Below are 17,522 nucleotides of genomic sequence, written 5' to 3'. Positions count from 1 at the left end.
GAGGTCGGATTAGTCCGTTGTCAAAGTAGCTATGTTTCGGTGTTTGCCGCGAAAATTTGGAGCAGGGGGTGCTGTTTTTCTACAAAGGGCAAAAAAAATCCGGGCAGCCAGCTGTTGTGCTGACTGCCCGGACTGTATAAACACTTGGTTCGATTTACTGCTTGATGAACTTGCGCTCCTTGATTCGGGCTTTCTTGCCGACAAGGTCCCGCAGGTAGTACAGCTTTGCACGGCGTACCTTTCCCCGCTTAAGGATTTTAACGTCCACGATATTGGGGGAAGAGACTGGGAAAATACGCTCAACACCAATACCACTTGATGTTTTGCGGACAGTGAATGTCATGCCCGAGCCGTGCCCTTTGATTTTAATGACGTCGCCGCGGAAATCCTGGATACGCTCCTTGTCTCCTTCAACGATTTTATAGCTTACAACGATGTTGTCGCCTGGGCGGAAAGTTGGCAGTTCTTTCTTAGCCAACATCTGTTCATGTACAAACTTGATAGCATCCATCGTACTTCTCTTATTTGACGATTATCAGGGTCCTTTCGATTTGGTCTGCAAAGGTAAGCTATGGGCTTGATAAAACCTAACTTAAGCCCAGATAAAAAAGAAGGCGCTGTTGTTTTTGGGAGCCAATGGGCTCAGTGCTTTAAGAATCCTGGCGCCAAATAGCATTCAGCTCCTAATTAGTTGCGATATTTGCGGCCTGATAAAGTGAGCCCTCAATACTGTAGGGCATTTCCTTCACCAACGATCTCTCAAAACCTATGGATATCAAGCTGACTGTCGTGGACCGGGAGGGCAATGAGCATCAGCTCGAAGCGCCTACGGATATGAATATGAACCTCATGGAGGTCTGCAAGGCGTACGAGCTTCCCGTAAAAGGGACTTGTGGCGGGATGGCGCTCTGCTCAACCTGCCATGTCTATATCCTGAGCAGCCATGAGCTTCCCGAAATGGGAGGGGACGAGGAAGATATGCTGGACCAGGCCTTCTTCGTCGAAGACAACTCCCGCTTAGGCTGTCAGCTGCAGATGTCGCCAGCTTTGGACGGGCTGAAAGTGCAGCTCGCTCCGGAAGACGAGGAAGCTTAAGCGCGCTAAGCTCCTTTCTCTTTAGGAAGTGGCGTAAACCAAAGTGCGGCCGGCGTTTAAGTTCTTGGGGCTTTAGCCTGGCATTGGCCTAGCGCTGCGCAGGGGTGGCCGAAGGCCAGACCCGACGCCCGAGGGCGAGGGGCCGAGCGGATAGCGAGCCCCGTAGCATAGCGGCACCTGCCTGCTGGCAGGGGCAGGCCCCCTCATCCTTACCTCAGGGGCAGGCAAATAACGATAATCTGGTTTGCGCCTTTGGGAAGTGGCTAGTGGATTGCGCCGCAAATTTAGGGCCATTAAAGGCCACGCGCCAAAAAGGGCTTAAGAATGGAAATACTATCAAATAATTCGGTCTAGTCGCACTAGGCTGGCTTACCTTAGGGGGTAGAGAAAAACTCCATGTCATGCGAAGATGCACTTTTTGGCTCCTGCTTCTATCCCTTAGGCTTGCCGGGCAAGCTTCCCTGTCTGGCACTATCAATCAGTATGTACCGGTCACTTCCCTAAGTGCCTGTGCAGGTTGGGCCCTGGTAGATGCGCCCTCTTTTATAGAAGCCGGCGACACCCTTTTGCTTTTTCAAATGCAGGGGGCGGCCATCAATACCGCTAATACCGCAGCTTTTGGCACGATTGAGGCCTTGGGGCCGGCCGGGAGGTATGAACAGGTATCGGTAGCTGCTGTGAATGGGGATACGGTACAGTTTTCCAAAACGCTGCTTTACGATGATTATCAGCCCGGGGCCGGGCTGCAGCTGATCAGCTTTCCTTATTATCACGATGCTGTTGTGGAGGGGGCGCTCACTGCCGCCCCGTGGGATGGGCAGTCAGGAGGGGTCTTGGCATTCCGGGCAGATACCCTGCGCTTGCTGGCAGATATAGATGTCTCTGGCAAGGGGTTCCGTGGCGGTCAGGCAGGGATTGATTACGATGGCAACTGTACCTGGCTGATCAACTACAACGATTTCCGGTTTGCGGGGCAAAGTATAAGGGGCGGAGAAAAAGGGGAAGGCATAGCCGGTTTCCCCGGTGGCTTCAGCCGTGGCCGCGGGCCTGCCGGCAACGGTGGCGGTGGCGGCAATGACCACAACGCAGGCGGTGGCGGTGGCGCCCTGTTCTCCCGGGGCGGCATCGGGGGTGAAAACGACAACCCCAGCTTTTTTGGCTGTCAGGGCCGTAGCCCGGGAGAGCCGGGGCGCAATATCCCAGCCACAGCGGGCCGCCTGTTCATGGGCGGTGGGGGCGGTGCCGGGCACGACAATAATGAAGTAGGCACAGCAGGAGGCAATGGCGGTGGTATTGCCTTGATCGTGGCCAATGCCATTTTGGGCAATGGGAATGCGATAAGCGCCAACGGGGGAAGCGCTGCAACTGCCGGAGGGGATGGCGCTGGCGGCGGCGGTGCCGGCGGCACCATCCTATTGCTCGTTTCTGGAGAAAGCACAGCGCTGAGCTGTCAAGCGGTGGGCGGCGCCGGCGGCCATACCGATAATAACAACCAAGAGCAGTGTTTTGGGCCTGGCGGGGGCGGCAGTGGCGGTGCGGTGGCTTGGGCCGGGCCGGTTGCAAACGTACAGCTTTCGGGCGGGGCAGCTGGGCTTTCGCAAAATTCGGCGGCCTGCCCGGAGTCTCCCAATGGTGCGATGGCGGGCGAAGCGGGGGTCTTGTTGGCGGTAGAGGGCATACCGTTGAGCATAGCGGAAATAGGCAGCCCCCCCGAGCTTTCCCTATCGGTGCCCGATACCCTGCTGGCTTGTGCCGATACCCTGGTGCTTTCCGCTGAGGCCAACGGCAGCCTTACGGAGCTGCAGTGGGAGGCTGATACCGGCAATGGCTTTTTGCCGCTTCAGAACGGACCGGCTTATCAGGGCGTCAATACCTTGCAGCTGCAATTGCTGAACCCGGAGGGGGAAGCTGGGCACCGTTTCCGGCTTTATGGAGCGGGCAATTGCTTTGGGGAAGTCTTTTCAGGAAGTGTGTACCTGGCACAAGGGCAGCCGCCTGCTGCAAACTTTTCATGGCAGGTGTCAGGGCTAAGCGTTTCCTTTGCCAACCTGAGCAGCCCAGATGCGGCAGCTTATACGTGGGATTTCGGAGATGGGGGCAGCAGTACGTCTGCGGAGCCACAGTACACTTATACTGCTCCGGGCCTCTATGAGGTCGCCCTGGCCGTTGAGAATGCCTGCGGTGCAGACACCCTCTCCCGCATAGTAGCGGTGGGGGATGCCCCTACGGCAGGGATAGGCATTTTGGGCATCAACGCTGGCTGCGCGCCCCTGGCCGTATTTTTTGAAAACCAGTCTAGTGGCCTCTTCGAAACTTTGGAGTGGAGCTTCCCTGGTGGCGACCCTGCACAATCAGCAGAAGCATCCCCTGTGGTAGTGTATACCGGTGCAGGCGTTTTCCCTGCTACTCTGCAAGCCGCAGGCCCTTTGGGGGCGGACACGGTAGTCCGGCAGGAGGCGGCTATCGTTTATGAGCGGCCAGCTCCAGCTTTTGACTGGAGCATATCAGGGCTGGAAGTGGCCTTTGAAAACACCTCGGCGGCTGCGGTCTCCTATAGCTGGAACTTTGGCGATGGCAGCACGAGTAATGCGGAGAGCCCGGTACATACTTATGCAGAGGCAGGGGCGTATCAAGTCACGCTGAATGCCCTCAACCCCAACTGCGCGCAGTCTGTCACCCGTTTGGTGCTGGTATCGGCCACTGCAGTTGAAGAGGCAGGCGGCGCAGCCAGGGTATTGGCCCCCAATCCTTCTAGCGGCCTGGTCTGCCTAGAGGGCGGAGCTGATGTTCAACTTCATTTGCCCTGGGCCCTTTTTAATGCACAAGGGCAAACGGTGAGCAAGGGGCACGCCAATGGGCTTTGCTGGGACTTTTCGTATTTGCCGAAAGGCAGGTACTTTCTAAAGGTAGAAGGGATGGGGCTTTGGACTTTATTGCTGCAGTAGCCGGCCGATATTGAAGGCAGTGGCTTGCAGTCGGTCTGCGGTTTCTGCTAGCGCTTCTTCGAGGCTCAGTGGCCGGTTTTGGATGGAAAAAGCAGCCTTCAGGCCAATGTCCTGTATGGATTTGGCTGTAGCCAAAAGCGCACCGCATACAGCAATCACTGGCACGCCAGCGGCTTGTGCCTTTCCACAAAGGCCCGAGATGAGCTTTCCCTGCAGGGTCTGTTCGTCTATTTTCCCTTCCCCTGTGATCAGCAGGTCCACGCTTTTTAGCTGCTGCTCAAAACCGGTCAGTTCCATAATGGCTTGAATACCTGGTTTCAGCTCTCCATTGAGGAAAGTCATGCAGGCTGCGCCCATGCCGCCAGCAGCTCCGCTGCCGGGCAGATGGCTGACGTCCTTGCCGAAGGTTTGACGAAGGACGGCCGCGAGGTTCGCCATCCCGTCTTCTAACAGGGCTATCTGTACAGGGGAGGCCCCCTTTTGTGGCCCATAGACCTGTGTTGCCCCCCTTGGGCCGGTCAGGGGGTTATCTACATCACAAAGGGCCGTAAAAGCTGCATTGTGGAGGGAAGCAGGCACCCCGCTGCTGTCGATTTCCTGTATACGGATGAGGTTGCCCCCATTGGGGGGCACTTCGTGCCCGGAAGCGTCGAGGAATCGGTAGCCCAGGGCTGCAGCCATGCCTATGCCCCCGTCGTTGGTGGCACTGCCCCCTAAGCCTAGGACAATCTTTTTGGCGCCTGCCTGCAAAACCTGTTGAATGATCTGGCCCGTGCCAAAAGTGGAGGTGAGGAGGGGGTTGCGCTCTTCGGGCTTTAGCAGCTGAAGGCCTGAGGCGGCAGCCATTTCGAGGAAAGCGGTCTGCCGGTCGGCCGAGCGTGCATAGGCCGCCTGAACAGGCCGGCCGAGCGGGCCGGAAACCTGGGCTCTTGCCCAAGTGGCTTTTGCATGTGCAGCGAGCACTTCGGTTGTCCCTTCTCCGCCATCGGCGAGCGGGAGCAGGGAGACTGCCGCTGCAGGGAGCGCTTCCTGAAGCCCACGGCCAATGGCCTCGCAGACTGCTGCCGCTGGCAAAGCATCTTTAAAGGAATCACATGCGACCAATATTCTCATAGGCAACCGGAGGTTGTAGGGTAATGCCGGCGCAAGATAAGGGAAAAAGGAAGGGAGGGGAAATGAAATAGCCGGGGGCACTAATAAGGAACATCTTGTGTGTAAGAGGCTTTCCTGGAAATCTGCTCAACTTTGTGCGTTAGTGGCCACCGGCTATTTCGGTTTTTGTGTGTTGTGTTTATTTGTCAGAGCAGTACAGGGCCCCTGTTTAACGTTTTAATCGGTTACAGTTACGTAAGGAGGTGGAAGGGCGGATTAAAAAAGTTCATTTTTTTTGGCGGGGGCGCTCAGGGCAGGTTTTGCCTGAACAGCTCCCAGAATTTTTCATCATCCTTGGCTTTGAACAAAGGGGCGTGGAAGGCGTGCAATTTCTGCAGTATCCTGAGCAGCGATTGCTTTTCTTTTTCAGAGAGCGTGCCAGTGATGATTTTCCCCAAAGGGAAAACCCGTTCGTTGGCTTCCTGCAGCACAGCCCTGCCTTTTTCCGAAAGGAGGACTAAGCGGGCCCTACGGTCTTCCGGGTTGGGCTCTTCCCGGATGAACTGCTGCCGGTGGAGCCGTTTGATGACCTCTGTGCCGGTGCTTTTCTCTAGGATATTGGCCTGTATGAGCGCAGATTTGGTCATGGCCCCTGCTTGGCTGAGCGTAGCGAGGAAGGCCCAATCGGTGAAAGAGTAGAGCTCAGACCCTTTGAAGACCCGGCGCCCATAGAATGCTGCATAGTTGGCCATGAAGCCTAAGTGCATCGAGATCAAGCCGTCGATATTGCTTTCCGGGCTGCTGTTGGCGCCCTCCCCAGTTTGGCGCTGCAGCCACAGCCCAAAGGCTTTTGGCGAGAGCTGCTCCCCTTCCTCCGGGCCGTAGGCTTCCAGCCAGTCTAGGACCTGCAAAATCTGCTCTTTTTGCATTTGGTTTTATTTTGCACTAAAAAAGTATGATATGGCATAAACCCTTTTTTGCCGTTTATGTTCTGGCAACGTTATGGGGAGCGTTCTCCGGGTTGATTTATTGGTAAGCCCCTCCCTTTCCACAGGGGGGAGGACAAAAAAAGCACATGAAAGTTTCAAAGCTAGCTACCTTTTTACTCTGTATAGGCAGCTGCCTTAGCACAGCGGTTTTTGCACAAAGCGGTATCGTGAAGGGCGCCGTGAAGGATGCAGTCAATAACGAGCCCATCTCTTTTGCCAATGTTCTGGTATTGGGCACAGACAAGGGCACCACAACCGATATAGACGGCAACTATGAGATAACAGGCCTGGAGCCCCGGCTGTACGATGTACGGGTAACCTACATCGGTTATACTGAGGCGACGGCTTATGAAATTCAGGTGACCAACTCCAAGCCTGCTGTAGTGGATTTTGCGCTCGAGGAGGCGGCACAACAGCTGGAGGAGGTTGTGGTAAGGGCTTCTCCGTTCAAGAAAACGGAAGAGAGCCCGGTGTCTTTGCGCACCATAGGCGTGGCCGAGATACAGCGCAACCCCGGCGGCAACCGCGATATTTCCCGGGTCGTACAGACCCTGCCCGGGGTGACTACGCCTGCGAGCTTCCGCAACGACCTCATCATCCGTGGGGGCGCGCCCAATGAAAACCGTTTTTACCTGGACGATGTGGAAGTGCCCAACATCAACCATTTTGCTACGCAGGGGGCGTCCGGTGGCCCGGTAGGGCTGATCAACGTCAACTTTATCAGAGAGGTAGACTTCTACAGCGGGGCCTTTCCCGCCAACCGGGGCAATGCCCTCAGCTCTGTGCTGGAGTTTCAGCAGCGAGATGGCCGGGACGACCGCATGGGCGGTACTTTTATGCTCAGCGCAACGGATATCGGCGTGACCCTAGAGGGGCCGATTGGCGAAAAGGTGACTTATCTGGCTTCTGCCCGCCGCAGCTACTTGCAGTTTTTGTTCGATGTCATCGGGCTGCCTTTCCTGCCTACTTACAACGATTTCCAGGCAAAGGTCAAATACAAAATCGACAATAAGAACGAGCTCACATTTATCGGGCTGGGTGCTATCGATCAATTCGACCTCAACCTAGATGCTAACGAAACGGAAGAACAGCAGTTCCTGCTCAATCAGCTGCCTGTCACCCCTCAGTGGAACTATACCAACGGCTTGGTGTACAAACGCTATGCAGACAATGGCTATTGGACTTTTGTGGTGAGCCGCAATATGCTCAACAACGAGAGCATCAAATACTTAAATAACGACGACAGCAGCCCGGACAACCTGGTCTTGGACTATAAGTCGCAGGAGATCGAGAATAAATTCAGGGTAGAGCATGATCTGAGGCTGGGCAACTTCAAATTGAACTACGGAGCGGGCTATCAGATGGTGAAGTACAACAACAGCACTTTCAACCGCATTTTTACCTCGGCCGGCCCACAGACCATTGATTTTGCTTCCGAACTGAGCTTCAACCGCTATGGCCTCTTTGCGCAGGGCAGCCGCAAATTCTTTGATGAGCGCTTATCCCTCTCCCTAGGCTTCCGCATGGATGCCAATGACTACAGCGATGAGATGAGCAACCTGGCAGAGCAGTTTTCCCCCCGCTTTTCCTTGTCTTACGCCCTCGGGGAGCGGCTGAGCTTTAATATGAACACAGGCATTTATTACCAGCTGCCTCCTTATACCGTCATGGGCTATCAGGAAGATGGCGTGCTGGTAAACCGGGAGAACGGTATCCGCTATTTGCGGAACGACCACGTCGTGGCAGGTTTTGAGTTCAACACCGCCAGCAGTTCCAAAATCAGCATCGAAGGGTACTACAAATATTACCGGGACTACCCATTCCTGCTGCGCGACAGCCTTACGCTGGCCAACCTTGGCGGAGACTTTGGCGTGATTGGCAACGAGCCGGTGGTGCCCCGCTCGGACGGGCGCAGCTATGGGCTGGAGTTCTTGTTCCAGCAGCGGCTTTACAAAGGCTTCTACGGCATAGCTTCTTACACATTGGGCTGGAGCGAATTTCAGGACAAGAACGGCAATTTCGTGCCTTCCTCTTGGGATGCCCGCCACATTGCGAACCTGGTCATTGGCAAGCGCTTTGGGAAAAACTGGGAAGTGGGCGTCAACTGGCGGTTTCAATCCGGGCTGCCTTTTACGCCCTTCTCCGATGCCTCCTCCCTGGTCCTCAACTGGCAGGCCAACGGGCGCGGCATACCGAATTACAACCTCCTGAACACCCGCCGTCAGGACCTGAGCAGCACCATTGATATCCGGGTGGACAAGAAGTGGTTCTTTGACAAGTGGAGCCTAAATATCTTCCTTGATGTAGAAAATGTAACCGGCAACGCGGTCGGCCAAGATCAGCTCATCCTCGACCGTCCTCTAGATGAGGATGGGCAGCCGGTAGGAGATGGCGTGATCGCCAATCCGGATGCCCCTGTGAACCAACAGCGGTTCCTGCTCAAAACCATCAATACAGGCACCGGCACAGTGCTGCCGAGCATCGGGCTGATGATAGAGATATAAACCGCTGAGCAGCAAAGCCCCTTTCTGGTTTTTCGGAAGGGGGCAAAACTTTGTGCTGGGCCTACTTTATCAGCGCCGACTATTTTATCTTGCGGGCAAAAAATGGTATCAGCAGATAAATCGGCTTGGGTAAGGCGCTGCTTGAAAGCGCTGCCTGCAGAACTGCAAGAGCACCTGCTGCGGGAAGGCCGGCTGGCAGAATTGCCAGCTGGGGCTACCCTTTTGCAGGTAGGGCAGTATGTGCGTGCGGTCCCGGTGGTGCTGTCGGGCAGGGTAAAGGTATACCTGACGATGGATGACCGGCGGTTGCTGCTGTACTACATCCGCCCTGAAGAGAGCTGCGTCATGTCCTTTAGTGCCGTACTGGAAGGGAAGCCTAGTCAGATTGTGGCAGAGGCGGAGGAGGACACGGCTCTGCTGCTGATCTCAAGTGATGATATCCCCCAATTACTGCGCGATTACCCCGTTCTGAACCTGCTGTTTTTCCGTCAGTATCAGCAGCGCTATGCTGGCTTGGTAGACAATATTGGGCAGGTGCTTTTCCACCGGCTCGACGAACGCTTGCTCTCCTATCTTCAGGAGCGTTGCCGCCTCACAGGGCACCGCATCGTAGAGGTGACCCACCGGGAGCTGGCAGAAGACCTTGGCACTGTCCGGGAAGTCATCACCCGTACCCTGAAAAAGCTCGAGGCAGAAGGGCTGGTGCGCAGCCTGGGAGATGGGGCACTTGAAGTGTGCTGATTTAGGGAGAGGTGGAAAGGTGATAGGGCTGGCCTGCTCATTGCCAGTTGCTAGTGCCCTTAGGCGCTATCCAGGTTGTCGTTTCTTTAGGCCTGCCCAGCTTGCTTCGCGTGATGGGCCTGCCCCTGCCCGGTGGCAGGTGCCGCTATGCTGCGGGGCTCGCTGTCCGCTCGGCCCTATCGGGCTTAGAGCTGTTCAGATTTTGCTTTTGGAGCGAACGCAGCCAAATTTTGCCCTGATCGAGGCGTTTTATATTCAAGAATGGGACAAAGGGCCCCATTCTTGAATCCAATAGCCTAGCTACATGACCGAAAAACAACGAAGAGCAGGACAAAAGTTGGCAAGAGCAGCTCGAAGGGTAAAATCCGAACAGCTCTTAAACCCCTGCGCAGCGCTAGGCCGGCGAGTATAGTGCATAAGCGTCCGAGCAAAGGCGTCTTGGTTGCTGGTTCGGGTGGATCCGCATTTAGGTAAAGCCAAAGATTTGAATCCAAGCACACGCGTACAAAATGGTGGGCTTTATTAGCGGAGCAAGCCACCTTAGGTTTAAGCAAAAAGGCTTTTTGTGTGCAGCGAGGCGCCCACCCGAGCAAATGCTATGAATACTAACGGCGCCTGTCTGGCCCATGCCCGGAGAAGGGGCAGGTTTTCGGCAGTTCCAGCCTGCTGAAGAACACGAACTGGTGATCTGTTGGCCGGATAAAGAATGGAGGCTGCTTAGTCAGTCGATTTCGGCCCTGGCCCAAATCATTCAAGACCTGGACCATGCTTAGTTTTTCTTCTCCACAGCGGTATTTTCTCTATGGTACTGCCACGGATAGGCGCAAGGGCTTTTCGGGGCTGAGTGGCCTGGTGCGCGCGCATATTGATGTTACAGTTATTACTTGAATGCACGAACAGTGTATTATTTTGAAAACAGGATACATTTGTTTTTTATTTGAAAATGCAGCGCTGTTGTCTTGGTTTAATATCGGCATTGTTTATATTTGTGTAATAAAATATTGTTTTCCCTTTTAAAAAATAACGCTATGTTCTCACGCATCACGCATCACGCATCACGCATCACGCATCACGCATCACGCATCACGCATCACGCATCACGCATCACGCCTAGTGTAGCGCTTAAAACGGTTTGCCGAGCTAGTTTCTTTAAGTGCTCAATAGGCGGACAGTTCCTATCTGGATTTTCAAATCTATTTAGTCACAGGAAAGGCAGCCCCCTGCTTTCAGAGGCAAACGGCTCTGGCTTTTTCCCGATCTTCTATATTGGGCCCCTCCTGAGAAGAAGGCATCTGAAGTTTATATCAATGGTAGTCCTACTATTGACACTGGTTTTCGCAGGCTGTGATAAAGAAGAGCATGCTTTACCTGTGGAGGCCAATGGGAAGCCCTTAGTGGAATCAAAAAAAGCTTCTACTTTGCATCCAAATCTCGATGTAACGGCTTTCGATGAAAAATTAATCATTTATGGCAGGGATGTTTATCTGAAAGATGGCCGTCTGATTTTTGAGTCAATTGCGGATGCAGATCATATTAGATCATCGATTGTCAATGATGGCACAAAACAACCTATATTGGAAGAATTGAAAGGCTTTACATCTTCCAAGAGTGCTTTTATGACTGCTACTAAAGAACTATCTGAGGCAGCTGTTTTTGCAGGAGTAGATGCCTATTCCAACATAGGTGTGCTTATAGACGACTCTGGAGAAGTTTCCTATGAAAAGGTAGTAGATGATCCAGGGCTACAATACATGGCTAATCAAGAAGCGCTATTCCAAATTGCTGGAGATATTTACAAGATTTATCGAGATTTTGCACTAGTAGTCCCTGAGGACACTTTCTTTACACAAAGTGAGAGCCAACTACTCAATAATGAGACTTTCCAGCGTATTCCTATTTTTCGCTCTGGCAGCAATGCAAGGGCTAACATACATACTTGTAGTAGCGAATGGAAAGAAGGTGGAAGCAGAAGAAAGCGCAGGCGAGTTAAGGGGGAATTAGAGCACCGTACTAATATTTTCACAGGAAACCTCACGGGAAATGTCCGTACCAAAGGCCAGCGCCGACTTTTTGGTATATGGTGGCAGTATGAGATGTCTGTTATCAGGCATGAGGGCAGCATCAGTGTGTTGGAACTTGGTGGTGCCTCAACAGTTGTAAATATTTCTGATCAAGCGGAGAACGACAATGAAATTGTTACGGAGGTTTTCCAATGTGAGGATTGCAGAGGTTTTTGTGGTTCTTTTTCAATGGAGCATTATGCCTACAGAGGAAATCCTGTTACAGATAGTGGTACTTGCTATACGCAACCCCCACTTCAGGGTCCGTGCATTTAGAACTTGATAAAAAATATGAATATTTCCTCAGCGAATCAATCTATGCCGGGCCGGGGCTACTTGTTCAGGTCCGGTATTTGTTCAGGCCTTAGTGTCATCCTGCTCTGTTTTACTGTTTCGGTTGGGCATGCTCAGAACTGTGCTCTGCACGGTTATCTCACGGATGCCGCTACGCAAGAGCCGTTGGTAGGAGCAAGTGTTTATGCTCTAGAAACTGGCAGGGGCGTAATAACGAACTATGCCGGATATTACAGCCTAAGCCTACCTTGTAGAAGCCAGCAGCAAGTCGTTTTTCATCAAATTGGCTTTTCGCCGGATACGCTGACGCTGGCGCTAACCCGAGACAGTAGCTGTAGCGTAGCGCTGCAAGTATTGGAATTGGCGGCGGTGGAAGTGAAGGCTGCAAAATTGCAAAAGCGGATGCCGGGGCAGATCAATATGCCGGTCAAAACTTTGGCGCGTATACCGGTCATGCTGGGAGAGCCAGATTTGATCAAGTCTTTAATGCTTTTACCGGGCTTTGCCCCGACCACAGAAGGGACGGCAGGCCTGAGCGTGCGTGGTGGCAGCGTGGACCAAAACCTGATCACTCTTGACGGCAGTACCATTTATAACAGCGGACACCTTTTTGGCTTTATTTCTACTTTCCATCCTGGTGTGACCAAGCAGGTGGATACGTACAAAAGCTTTTTCCCCGCCCGGTATGGCGGACGACTATCTTCTGTCATTGATGTAACGATGAAGGATGGAGATGCCACAGCGCTAAGGCGGGAAGCCAATTTAGGCCTGATCAACTCCAGCTTATTATTGGAAGGGCCGCTTGCTGAAAATAAGGGCACTTTTCTGCTTGCGGGGCGGTTCGCTCACTCAGGTGTTCTCACTTTGGCTACCCTGCCCAGGTATTTGAGCGGGCAAAATTTACTTTTTGCCGGTTTGTATGATTTCAATGCTAAGGTAACCTGGAAGCTCAAACGGGACGCTAAGCTGAGCCTTAGCGCTTTCGCAGGAGATGATTTCTGGGGCAGCCGGGCCAGGCAAAGCGGAGCATTCAGTGATGCGCTGGTGAATTGGGGGAACCGGGCATTGGGGCTGCGCTACATGCGGCCACTGGGCAGTCGGGGCTTTGTAAGTACGAGGGTCAATTTCAATAGTTTTTCCAGTAGTCTCCGTGCTTCCCTGCGCGATGCTAGTACGAATAACATAGCCGCAAGGGTGAAAACCAAAGGTGCGATCAATGAATTTGGTGCCCGCCATGAGTACAACTGGCAACTAACGCAGCACCGGATTACCCTGGGGCTGGAAGGTATCTACCAGTCCAATAATCCCATAAAGACGGAGATAACCGAAGAAGGCGAGCCTGCTCAGCGCTTCGACGGAGGGCCAACACGGTCTTTACAAGCTGCGGTTTATGCAGAAGATACCTGGTCGGTGAGCAAAGCTATCGATTTTACGTTAGGAGCCCGCTTTAGTACGTACTATACTACCAGTTTGCTATTTCCTGCACTGGAGCCCCGCGCAGCAGCCGCCTGGCAGCGCAACAAGCAAACCTGGCAGCTGAGCTACAGTAAAATGGTGCAGCCCCTGCACCGCGCTGTTACACAAGGCGGCAGCAATGCGTTGTTCTACGAATACTGGCTGCCGGCTACCGCTTTTACCCGCCCGCAGGTTGGTTCCACTTTCGCGCTTCGGCATGCCCGGCCATGGTCAGGTGGGCAATGGAGTGTGGAGGCCTTCTGGCGCCAAATGTCCAATCAGGTAGAGCAAAGGGACAATACCACTTTGCTGGGCATCGGGAGCATGCAAAATACCTGGTTTCAAGACGTTTATGTTGGCGGGAAAGGCCGGGCCTACGGGGTGGAACTGTGGCTGGAAAAGCAGATCGGCAAATTAAATGGCTGGGTTGCCTATACCTACAGCCGGAGTGAAAGGCAGTTTCTGGAAATTAACGCAGGTAGCTGGTTCCCCTTTGATTTTGACCGCCCGCACGATGTGGAACTGAGCCTGGAGTATGCCTGGCGCAAAAACTGGCAGTTCACAGCAAATTTTGTGTACCAAACCGGTGTGCCAGTTAACTTCCCGGAGAGTTATACACGTACGATTGAGAACCGGTTACGCTTCGTTTTTACAGAGCGGAATAATGGGCGCCTGCCGGATTACCACCGCTTAGATTTAAATGTGGTATACCATTTTTCGACTAAGCGCAAGGGCCGCGACGCCAAGCTTGTCTTCGGATTTTACAATGTATACGGCAGGGCTAATGCTGTAGCATTGAATTTTGGTACGCAGAGCATAACATCAAGGACCTCTACTGATACGGCTTTGGAAGTTGAACGGCTTGCCATTTTCCAGTTTGTACCTGCACTTAACTATCATATATCATGGTAAAGTCTGTTATCCCATACCTGGCCTCCGTTTTAGCAGGGTTATTGCTTAGCTGCGAAGTGATAGAGCCCGACATAATGCTGGATTACCCGGGCGATCAAATCGTGTTGAACGGTTTTATATCCAGAGATAGGATTGAAGTCTTTGTGGGGCGTTCACAAGACCCCAACGGAGTGCTTTCGTATTACGGAAGGGATACGCTGCATGAAGCGACTGTGGAATTAGTGGATGCCGCTGATAGCGTCTGGCATCAGGTTCCTTACGTGGAGAAAGGCAACTACGTGCTTGACCTTTCCACTCCACTGCCATTAGGCAAAGCGTTCCGCTTGGTCGCAAATGCAGCGGGGTTTCCCGAGGCGCGCTCTGAATTGATGGCTATCCCGAGGTTGCAAATGGATATTTCAGCTACTTTGGCTGCAATCGAAGAAGGGGACAATCCGTCCATGCCGGAAATTGCCTACTTTACGGTCAGCTTAACAGACAATAACCCTTCAGCTGATTTTTTTCATTTTTATTCTTCCTATCGTCCTCGAATACCATTCGATTTACGTTTACCTTTTTCCACAAACGCTCCTAATAGACAGCCTGTTGTCTCGATCGATACTGAGGAGTCGATTGAACAGCAGTGTGGTATACTGTTTTTTAGATCAGGCTTTATCCTGCCGGACTTATGTTTTTCCAATGATCGTTTCACTTTCCCATTGCTGATGGTGCTGCCGGCAGAGGAAGTAGGCTGGGATAGCATTAGTTTTACCATTGCAGCGGCCCATGAGTTTTTTTACGAAAGTGTCCGTAGTTTGGATCGGCCGGCAGATGCTCTAGAGAAATTATTGTTCAGGCCGCAACTGTACTCCTCTAATGTCGAGGGGGGCTACGGTGTGGTGGTGACGAGGCATGAACAGTTGGTATGGGTGAAGCGGTGAGGGGTAAGTTCACTAAACAATGCTTGTATGGGGGAGTAAGTGTTAAAAAAAAGTTAAAAAGTAAAAGTAAAAGTAATAGGTTTGCAACATTGTATAACCTAAAACAACGACTTTATGAAAACACTAAATTTTGGTGGTCAAGGGGCGTTCCTGTCCTTGGTTTTTATGTTGCTGGCCGCGGTCAGCGGCTCAGTGGTATCTTTCCCAAACTATGGGCAGCCGGCTAAAAAAGGGAGGCTTACGATGCGCGATCTGGGGAATATGTTTGTCCTGCACGATGCGGCCAATGGCGATATTGCTTATGTGTATGACCCTGGTGACGTCCTCAAGCTGAAGGAGGACAAAGCCATTTCAGATCCGGTAGAGGTCAATGCGGAGGCAGGGTACCTGAAGATAACAGGGGAAAAGCCCGTACTCTATTATGTAGTGGGCTTGTACAAAGGGAGGGAGTATGAAGCGATGGAGAGCTATGAAGTGAAAGGTATCGGGCTGGGCCTGGGGCTGGGCCGTGTTTTTGAGCTCGGCATCCCTGCTACTGCAGACGATCTGGTGGCCGCCATCAGCTGTGCTTGTGTGGCCAATGGCACGGCTGTCGCAGATGGCTGTGATGTAGGCGGGGCCAGCGCTACTTCTTGTGGGGTGAGCAGCGGTACCTCTGCTGCAGCTAGCATGTTGGGCACAGGTGGCGGCGGCGGCAATTCCCAAGGCTGCTCTATCGGTTGTGCACAAGGGCATTATGCTTGCTGCAACTACTGATCTTTTCTCGGGCTAGCCATAGTAGTGTGGTGACTTGGGTCACCTGCATGGGAGTGCGGAATCCCTTAGCTTTGCTAGGAATCAAAAAATTCCAGTTATGACCAAGAATATGGGGAGTATGGACAAAACCATACGCATTGTGATCGCGGCAATTGTAGCCACACTTTACTTTACAGGAGCCGTTTCTGGCACATTGGGCATTGTACTGCTGGTATTGGCAGGCGTGTTTGTACTGACAAGCCTGGTCAGTTTCTGCCCGCTTTATGCCCCCTTGGGCATCAATACCTGCAAACGTTCCTGATGCTTAGCGCTTGCCAGGTAAAAAGCCCTGCAGGATTGTATCCCTGCAGGGCTTACTCATGCTCAGCAGCTTAATCGTGGTATTCCCCCTGCAAGTCTGGATTGGACCGCACAAGGTTCATGTCAATAACGCGGGTGACGATATAAGAGCCGATCAAGCTTACGGCGATGCCCTCTGTCAGCACAAAAAGGCTTGCTGTAAAGGGGTTGAGGTAAGTGCCTATAGGTATGGTATCTTGGATATAATTCATAAAAGCGGTATCGCCGATCAGGTAGAACATCACAAAAGCTGTAAAAGGAAGTACCCCGATTATCGATGCGTACATCCCTGCCACTACACCGGAGACGTAATTGTTCACACTATCAGGGTTTTCCCTTCGGTATTGCCGTATGGCTCCGTATATCAGCCCCAAGTGGGCAAAAGCGTTCAGTGCCCTCAGGTTGTAATCCCGGATTTGAGCAACTTCATGCATGAGCAGAAAAAGGCCCACAAAACTGGCAAAGAGGAAAACCCCGTATTTGATCGCTATTTTATTCATCCTTTTGGTTTTTCTATATAACTGAAAACCAAATAGTCATGTTCGAATAGGGGCAGATCGGGGTCAGAAAGCCCATTTTAGCCCAACCGACTGGCCGGAGAAGGAGAGCCCCTGCAGCAGGGGCTGGAGCTCAGCATTTCCATTGGCCTGCCAGAGGTAAGCGCCAAGGTCGAAAACAAATAAGAATGCGCCCTGTAGGATGATGGACTTGCCAAAGCCCCGCAGCCGGTCTGCTTGTCCTCCCCCCCGGCGTGCCCGTTCCATGAGGTAAGCCCCTCCGGCCATATAGCCGACATCGAGCCCTGCGTTGAAGAGGAATATCTTTTGTATCCGGTGCTGCTCTTCGATAGATTCGAACAGCCCGAGGCTGGCCGGGTCTGTACGAGTGGCGGCCAGGTATCCTGCGGTGGCAAGGCCCAGGTTGACTAAGTTCCAGCCTGCATTCATGCCGTGGAAGTACCGAGCCTCCCCCGAAGTCTGTGATGCGGCGATCCCGCCCAGCGCGATATTGCCTGCTGCCCAGCTGCCCAGGATGAGCATGCTCACTTTCTGCTTGTGCAGGCGGTTGGCGTTGAAACGGTCCAGCAAGCCAGCTTGCGCACAACCGGCGAAAGCCAGGTGCAGAAAAGCCAGGCTAAGGAATACCTTCTTGATGGCGGAAATGGGCAACGGCTGCTTCATGATCAGGCATTGGTTGGTTGAAAAAGTACACAAGGCTAATGTAAGGCCGGCCGGCTCCAAAAGTTCATGCTGCCGGGCATGAACCCAAATGCTGCAGCCGTTTAAGCTTTGATCGGCTACAGGCGGTGACCGGACTAGCGCTGCGGAGGGGTGGTAAGCCCGTTAGGGCCGAGCGGATAGCGAGCCCCGTAGCATAGCGCCCCCTGCCGTTGGGCAGGGGGAGGCCCCTATCCTTACGG

General features: G+C 53.0%; 14 protein-coding genes. 9 read left to right on the top strand and 5 right to left on the bottom strand.

What is annotated here, in order from left to right:
- Positions 1-154: 154 nt before the first annotated feature.
- The gene (gene rplS, locus FRY97_RS09490) at positions 155-511 is read right to left on the bottom strand and encodes a 50S ribosomal protein L19 (protein WP_147167213.1); all 357 of its coding nucleotides are present in this window, start codon (positions 509-511) and stop codon (positions 155-157) included.
- A gap of 257 nt (positions 512-768) precedes the next feature.
- On the opposite strand from rplS, the gene FRY97_RS09485 reads away from it, so the two are divergent.
- Together FRY97_RS09485 and FRY97_RS09475 are read left to right on the top strand one after the other, a co-directional pair.
- On the top strand, positions 769-1,095 hold the full coding sequence (locus tag FRY97_RS09485; RefSeq protein ID WP_147167212.1) for a 2Fe-2S iron-sulfur cluster-binding protein: 327 nt from the start codon (positions 769-771) through the stop codon (positions 1,093-1,095).
- Positions 1,096-1,496: 401 nt separating this feature from the next.
- Positions 1,497-4,040: a PKD domain-containing protein gene (locus FRY97_RS09475; protein WP_147167209.1), complete on the top strand. Its 2,544-nt coding sequence runs from the start codon at positions 1,497-1,499 to the stop codon at positions 4,038-4,040.
- Here the strand turns inward: FRY97_RS09475 and FRY97_RS09470 are convergent.
- Positions 4,026-5,153 (bottom strand): glycerate kinase, encoded by a 1,128-nt coding sequence (locus tag FRY97_RS09470; RefSeq protein WP_147167208.1) that lies wholly within the window; start codon positions 5,151-5,153, stop codon positions 4,026-4,028. The two genes, FRY97_RS09475 and FRY97_RS09470, sit on opposite strands and share 15 nt — an antisense overlap.
- A gap of 287 nt (positions 5,154-5,440) precedes the next feature.
- The gene (locus FRY97_RS09465) at positions 5,441-6,061 is read right to left on the bottom strand and encodes a MarR family winged helix-turn-helix transcriptional regulator (protein ID WP_147167207.1); all 621 of its coding nucleotides are present in this window, start codon (positions 6,059-6,061) and stop codon (positions 5,441-5,443) included.
- A gap of 146 nt (positions 6,062-6,207) precedes the next feature.
- Here FRY97_RS09465 and FRY97_RS09460 point away from each other — a divergent pair, with 146 nt between their 5' ends.
- The 7 genes from FRY97_RS09460 to FRY97_RS09430 all read left to right on the top strand — a co-directional run bounded on the left by FRY97_RS09460 (position 6,208) and on the right by FRY97_RS09430 (position 16,064).
- Entirely contained in the window at positions 6,208-8,625 is a 2,418-nt protein-coding gene (locus FRY97_RS09460) for a TonB-dependent receptor (protein ID WP_147167205.1), read from the top strand.
- A 102-nt stretch (positions 8,626-8,727) separates the two neighbouring features.
- Positions 8,728-9,366 (top strand): Crp/Fnr family transcriptional regulator, encoded by a 639-nt coding sequence (locus FRY97_RS09455; RefSeq protein ID WP_147167204.1) that lies wholly within the window; start codon positions 8,728-8,730, stop codon positions 9,364-9,366.
- 1,028 nt (positions 9,367-10,394) lie between these two features.
- Positions 10,395-11,702, top strand: coding sequence for a hypothetical protein (locus FRY97_RS09450; RefSeq protein WP_147167203.1), 1,308 nt, complete (start codon positions 10,395-10,397; stop codon positions 11,700-11,702).
- Between the two features lie 15 nt (positions 11,703-11,717).
- Positions 11,718-14,087 carry a TonB-dependent receptor gene (locus FRY97_RS09445; RefSeq protein WP_147167202.1) on the top strand — a complete coding sequence of 790 codons (2,370 nt, stop codon included), beginning with the start codon at positions 11,718-11,720 and terminating at the stop codon, positions 14,085-14,087.
- Positions 14,081-15,007 carry a DUF4249 family protein gene (locus FRY97_RS09440; protein ID WP_147167201.1) on the top strand — a complete coding sequence of 309 codons (927 nt, stop codon included), beginning with the start codon at positions 14,081-14,083 and terminating at the stop codon, positions 15,005-15,007. Before FRY97_RS09445 ends, FRY97_RS09440 begins: the two co-directional genes overlap by 7 nt.
- Positions 15,008-15,121: 114 nt before the next feature.
- Positions 15,122-15,763 (top strand): hypothetical protein, encoded by a 642-nt coding sequence (locus FRY97_RS09435; RefSeq protein ID WP_147167200.1) that lies wholly within the window; start codon positions 15,122-15,124, stop codon positions 15,761-15,763.
- A gap of 97 nt (positions 15,764-15,860) precedes the next feature.
- The gene (locus FRY97_RS09430; RefSeq protein WP_147167199.1) at positions 15,861-16,064 is read left to right on the top strand and encodes a YgaP family membrane protein; all 204 of its coding nucleotides are present in this window, start codon (positions 15,861-15,863) and stop codon (positions 16,062-16,064) included.
- Between the two features lie 70 nt (positions 16,065-16,134).
- On the opposite strand, the gene FRY97_RS09425 is transcribed toward FRY97_RS09430, so the two are convergent.
- Together FRY97_RS09425 and FRY97_RS09420 are read right to left on the bottom strand one after the other, a co-directional pair.
- Positions 16,135-16,602, bottom strand: coding sequence for a hypothetical protein (locus FRY97_RS09425; RefSeq protein WP_147167198.1), 468 nt, complete (start codon positions 16,600-16,602; stop codon positions 16,135-16,137).
- A 63-nt stretch (positions 16,603-16,665) separates the two neighbouring features.
- Complete coding sequence (locus tag FRY97_RS09420) at positions 16,666-17,283, bottom strand: DUF6992 family protein (protein WP_211356837.1); 618 nt, start codon at positions 17,281-17,283, stop codon at positions 16,666-16,668.
- Positions 17,284-17,522 lie beyond the last annotated feature (239 nt).

The organism is Phaeodactylibacter luteus (assembly GCF_007993045.1).
GTDB lineage: Bacteria > Bacteroidota > Bacteroidia > Chitinophagales > Saprospiraceae > Phaeodactylibacter > Phaeodactylibacter luteus.
This window is presented reverse-complemented; position numbering and strand designations above follow the sequence as displayed.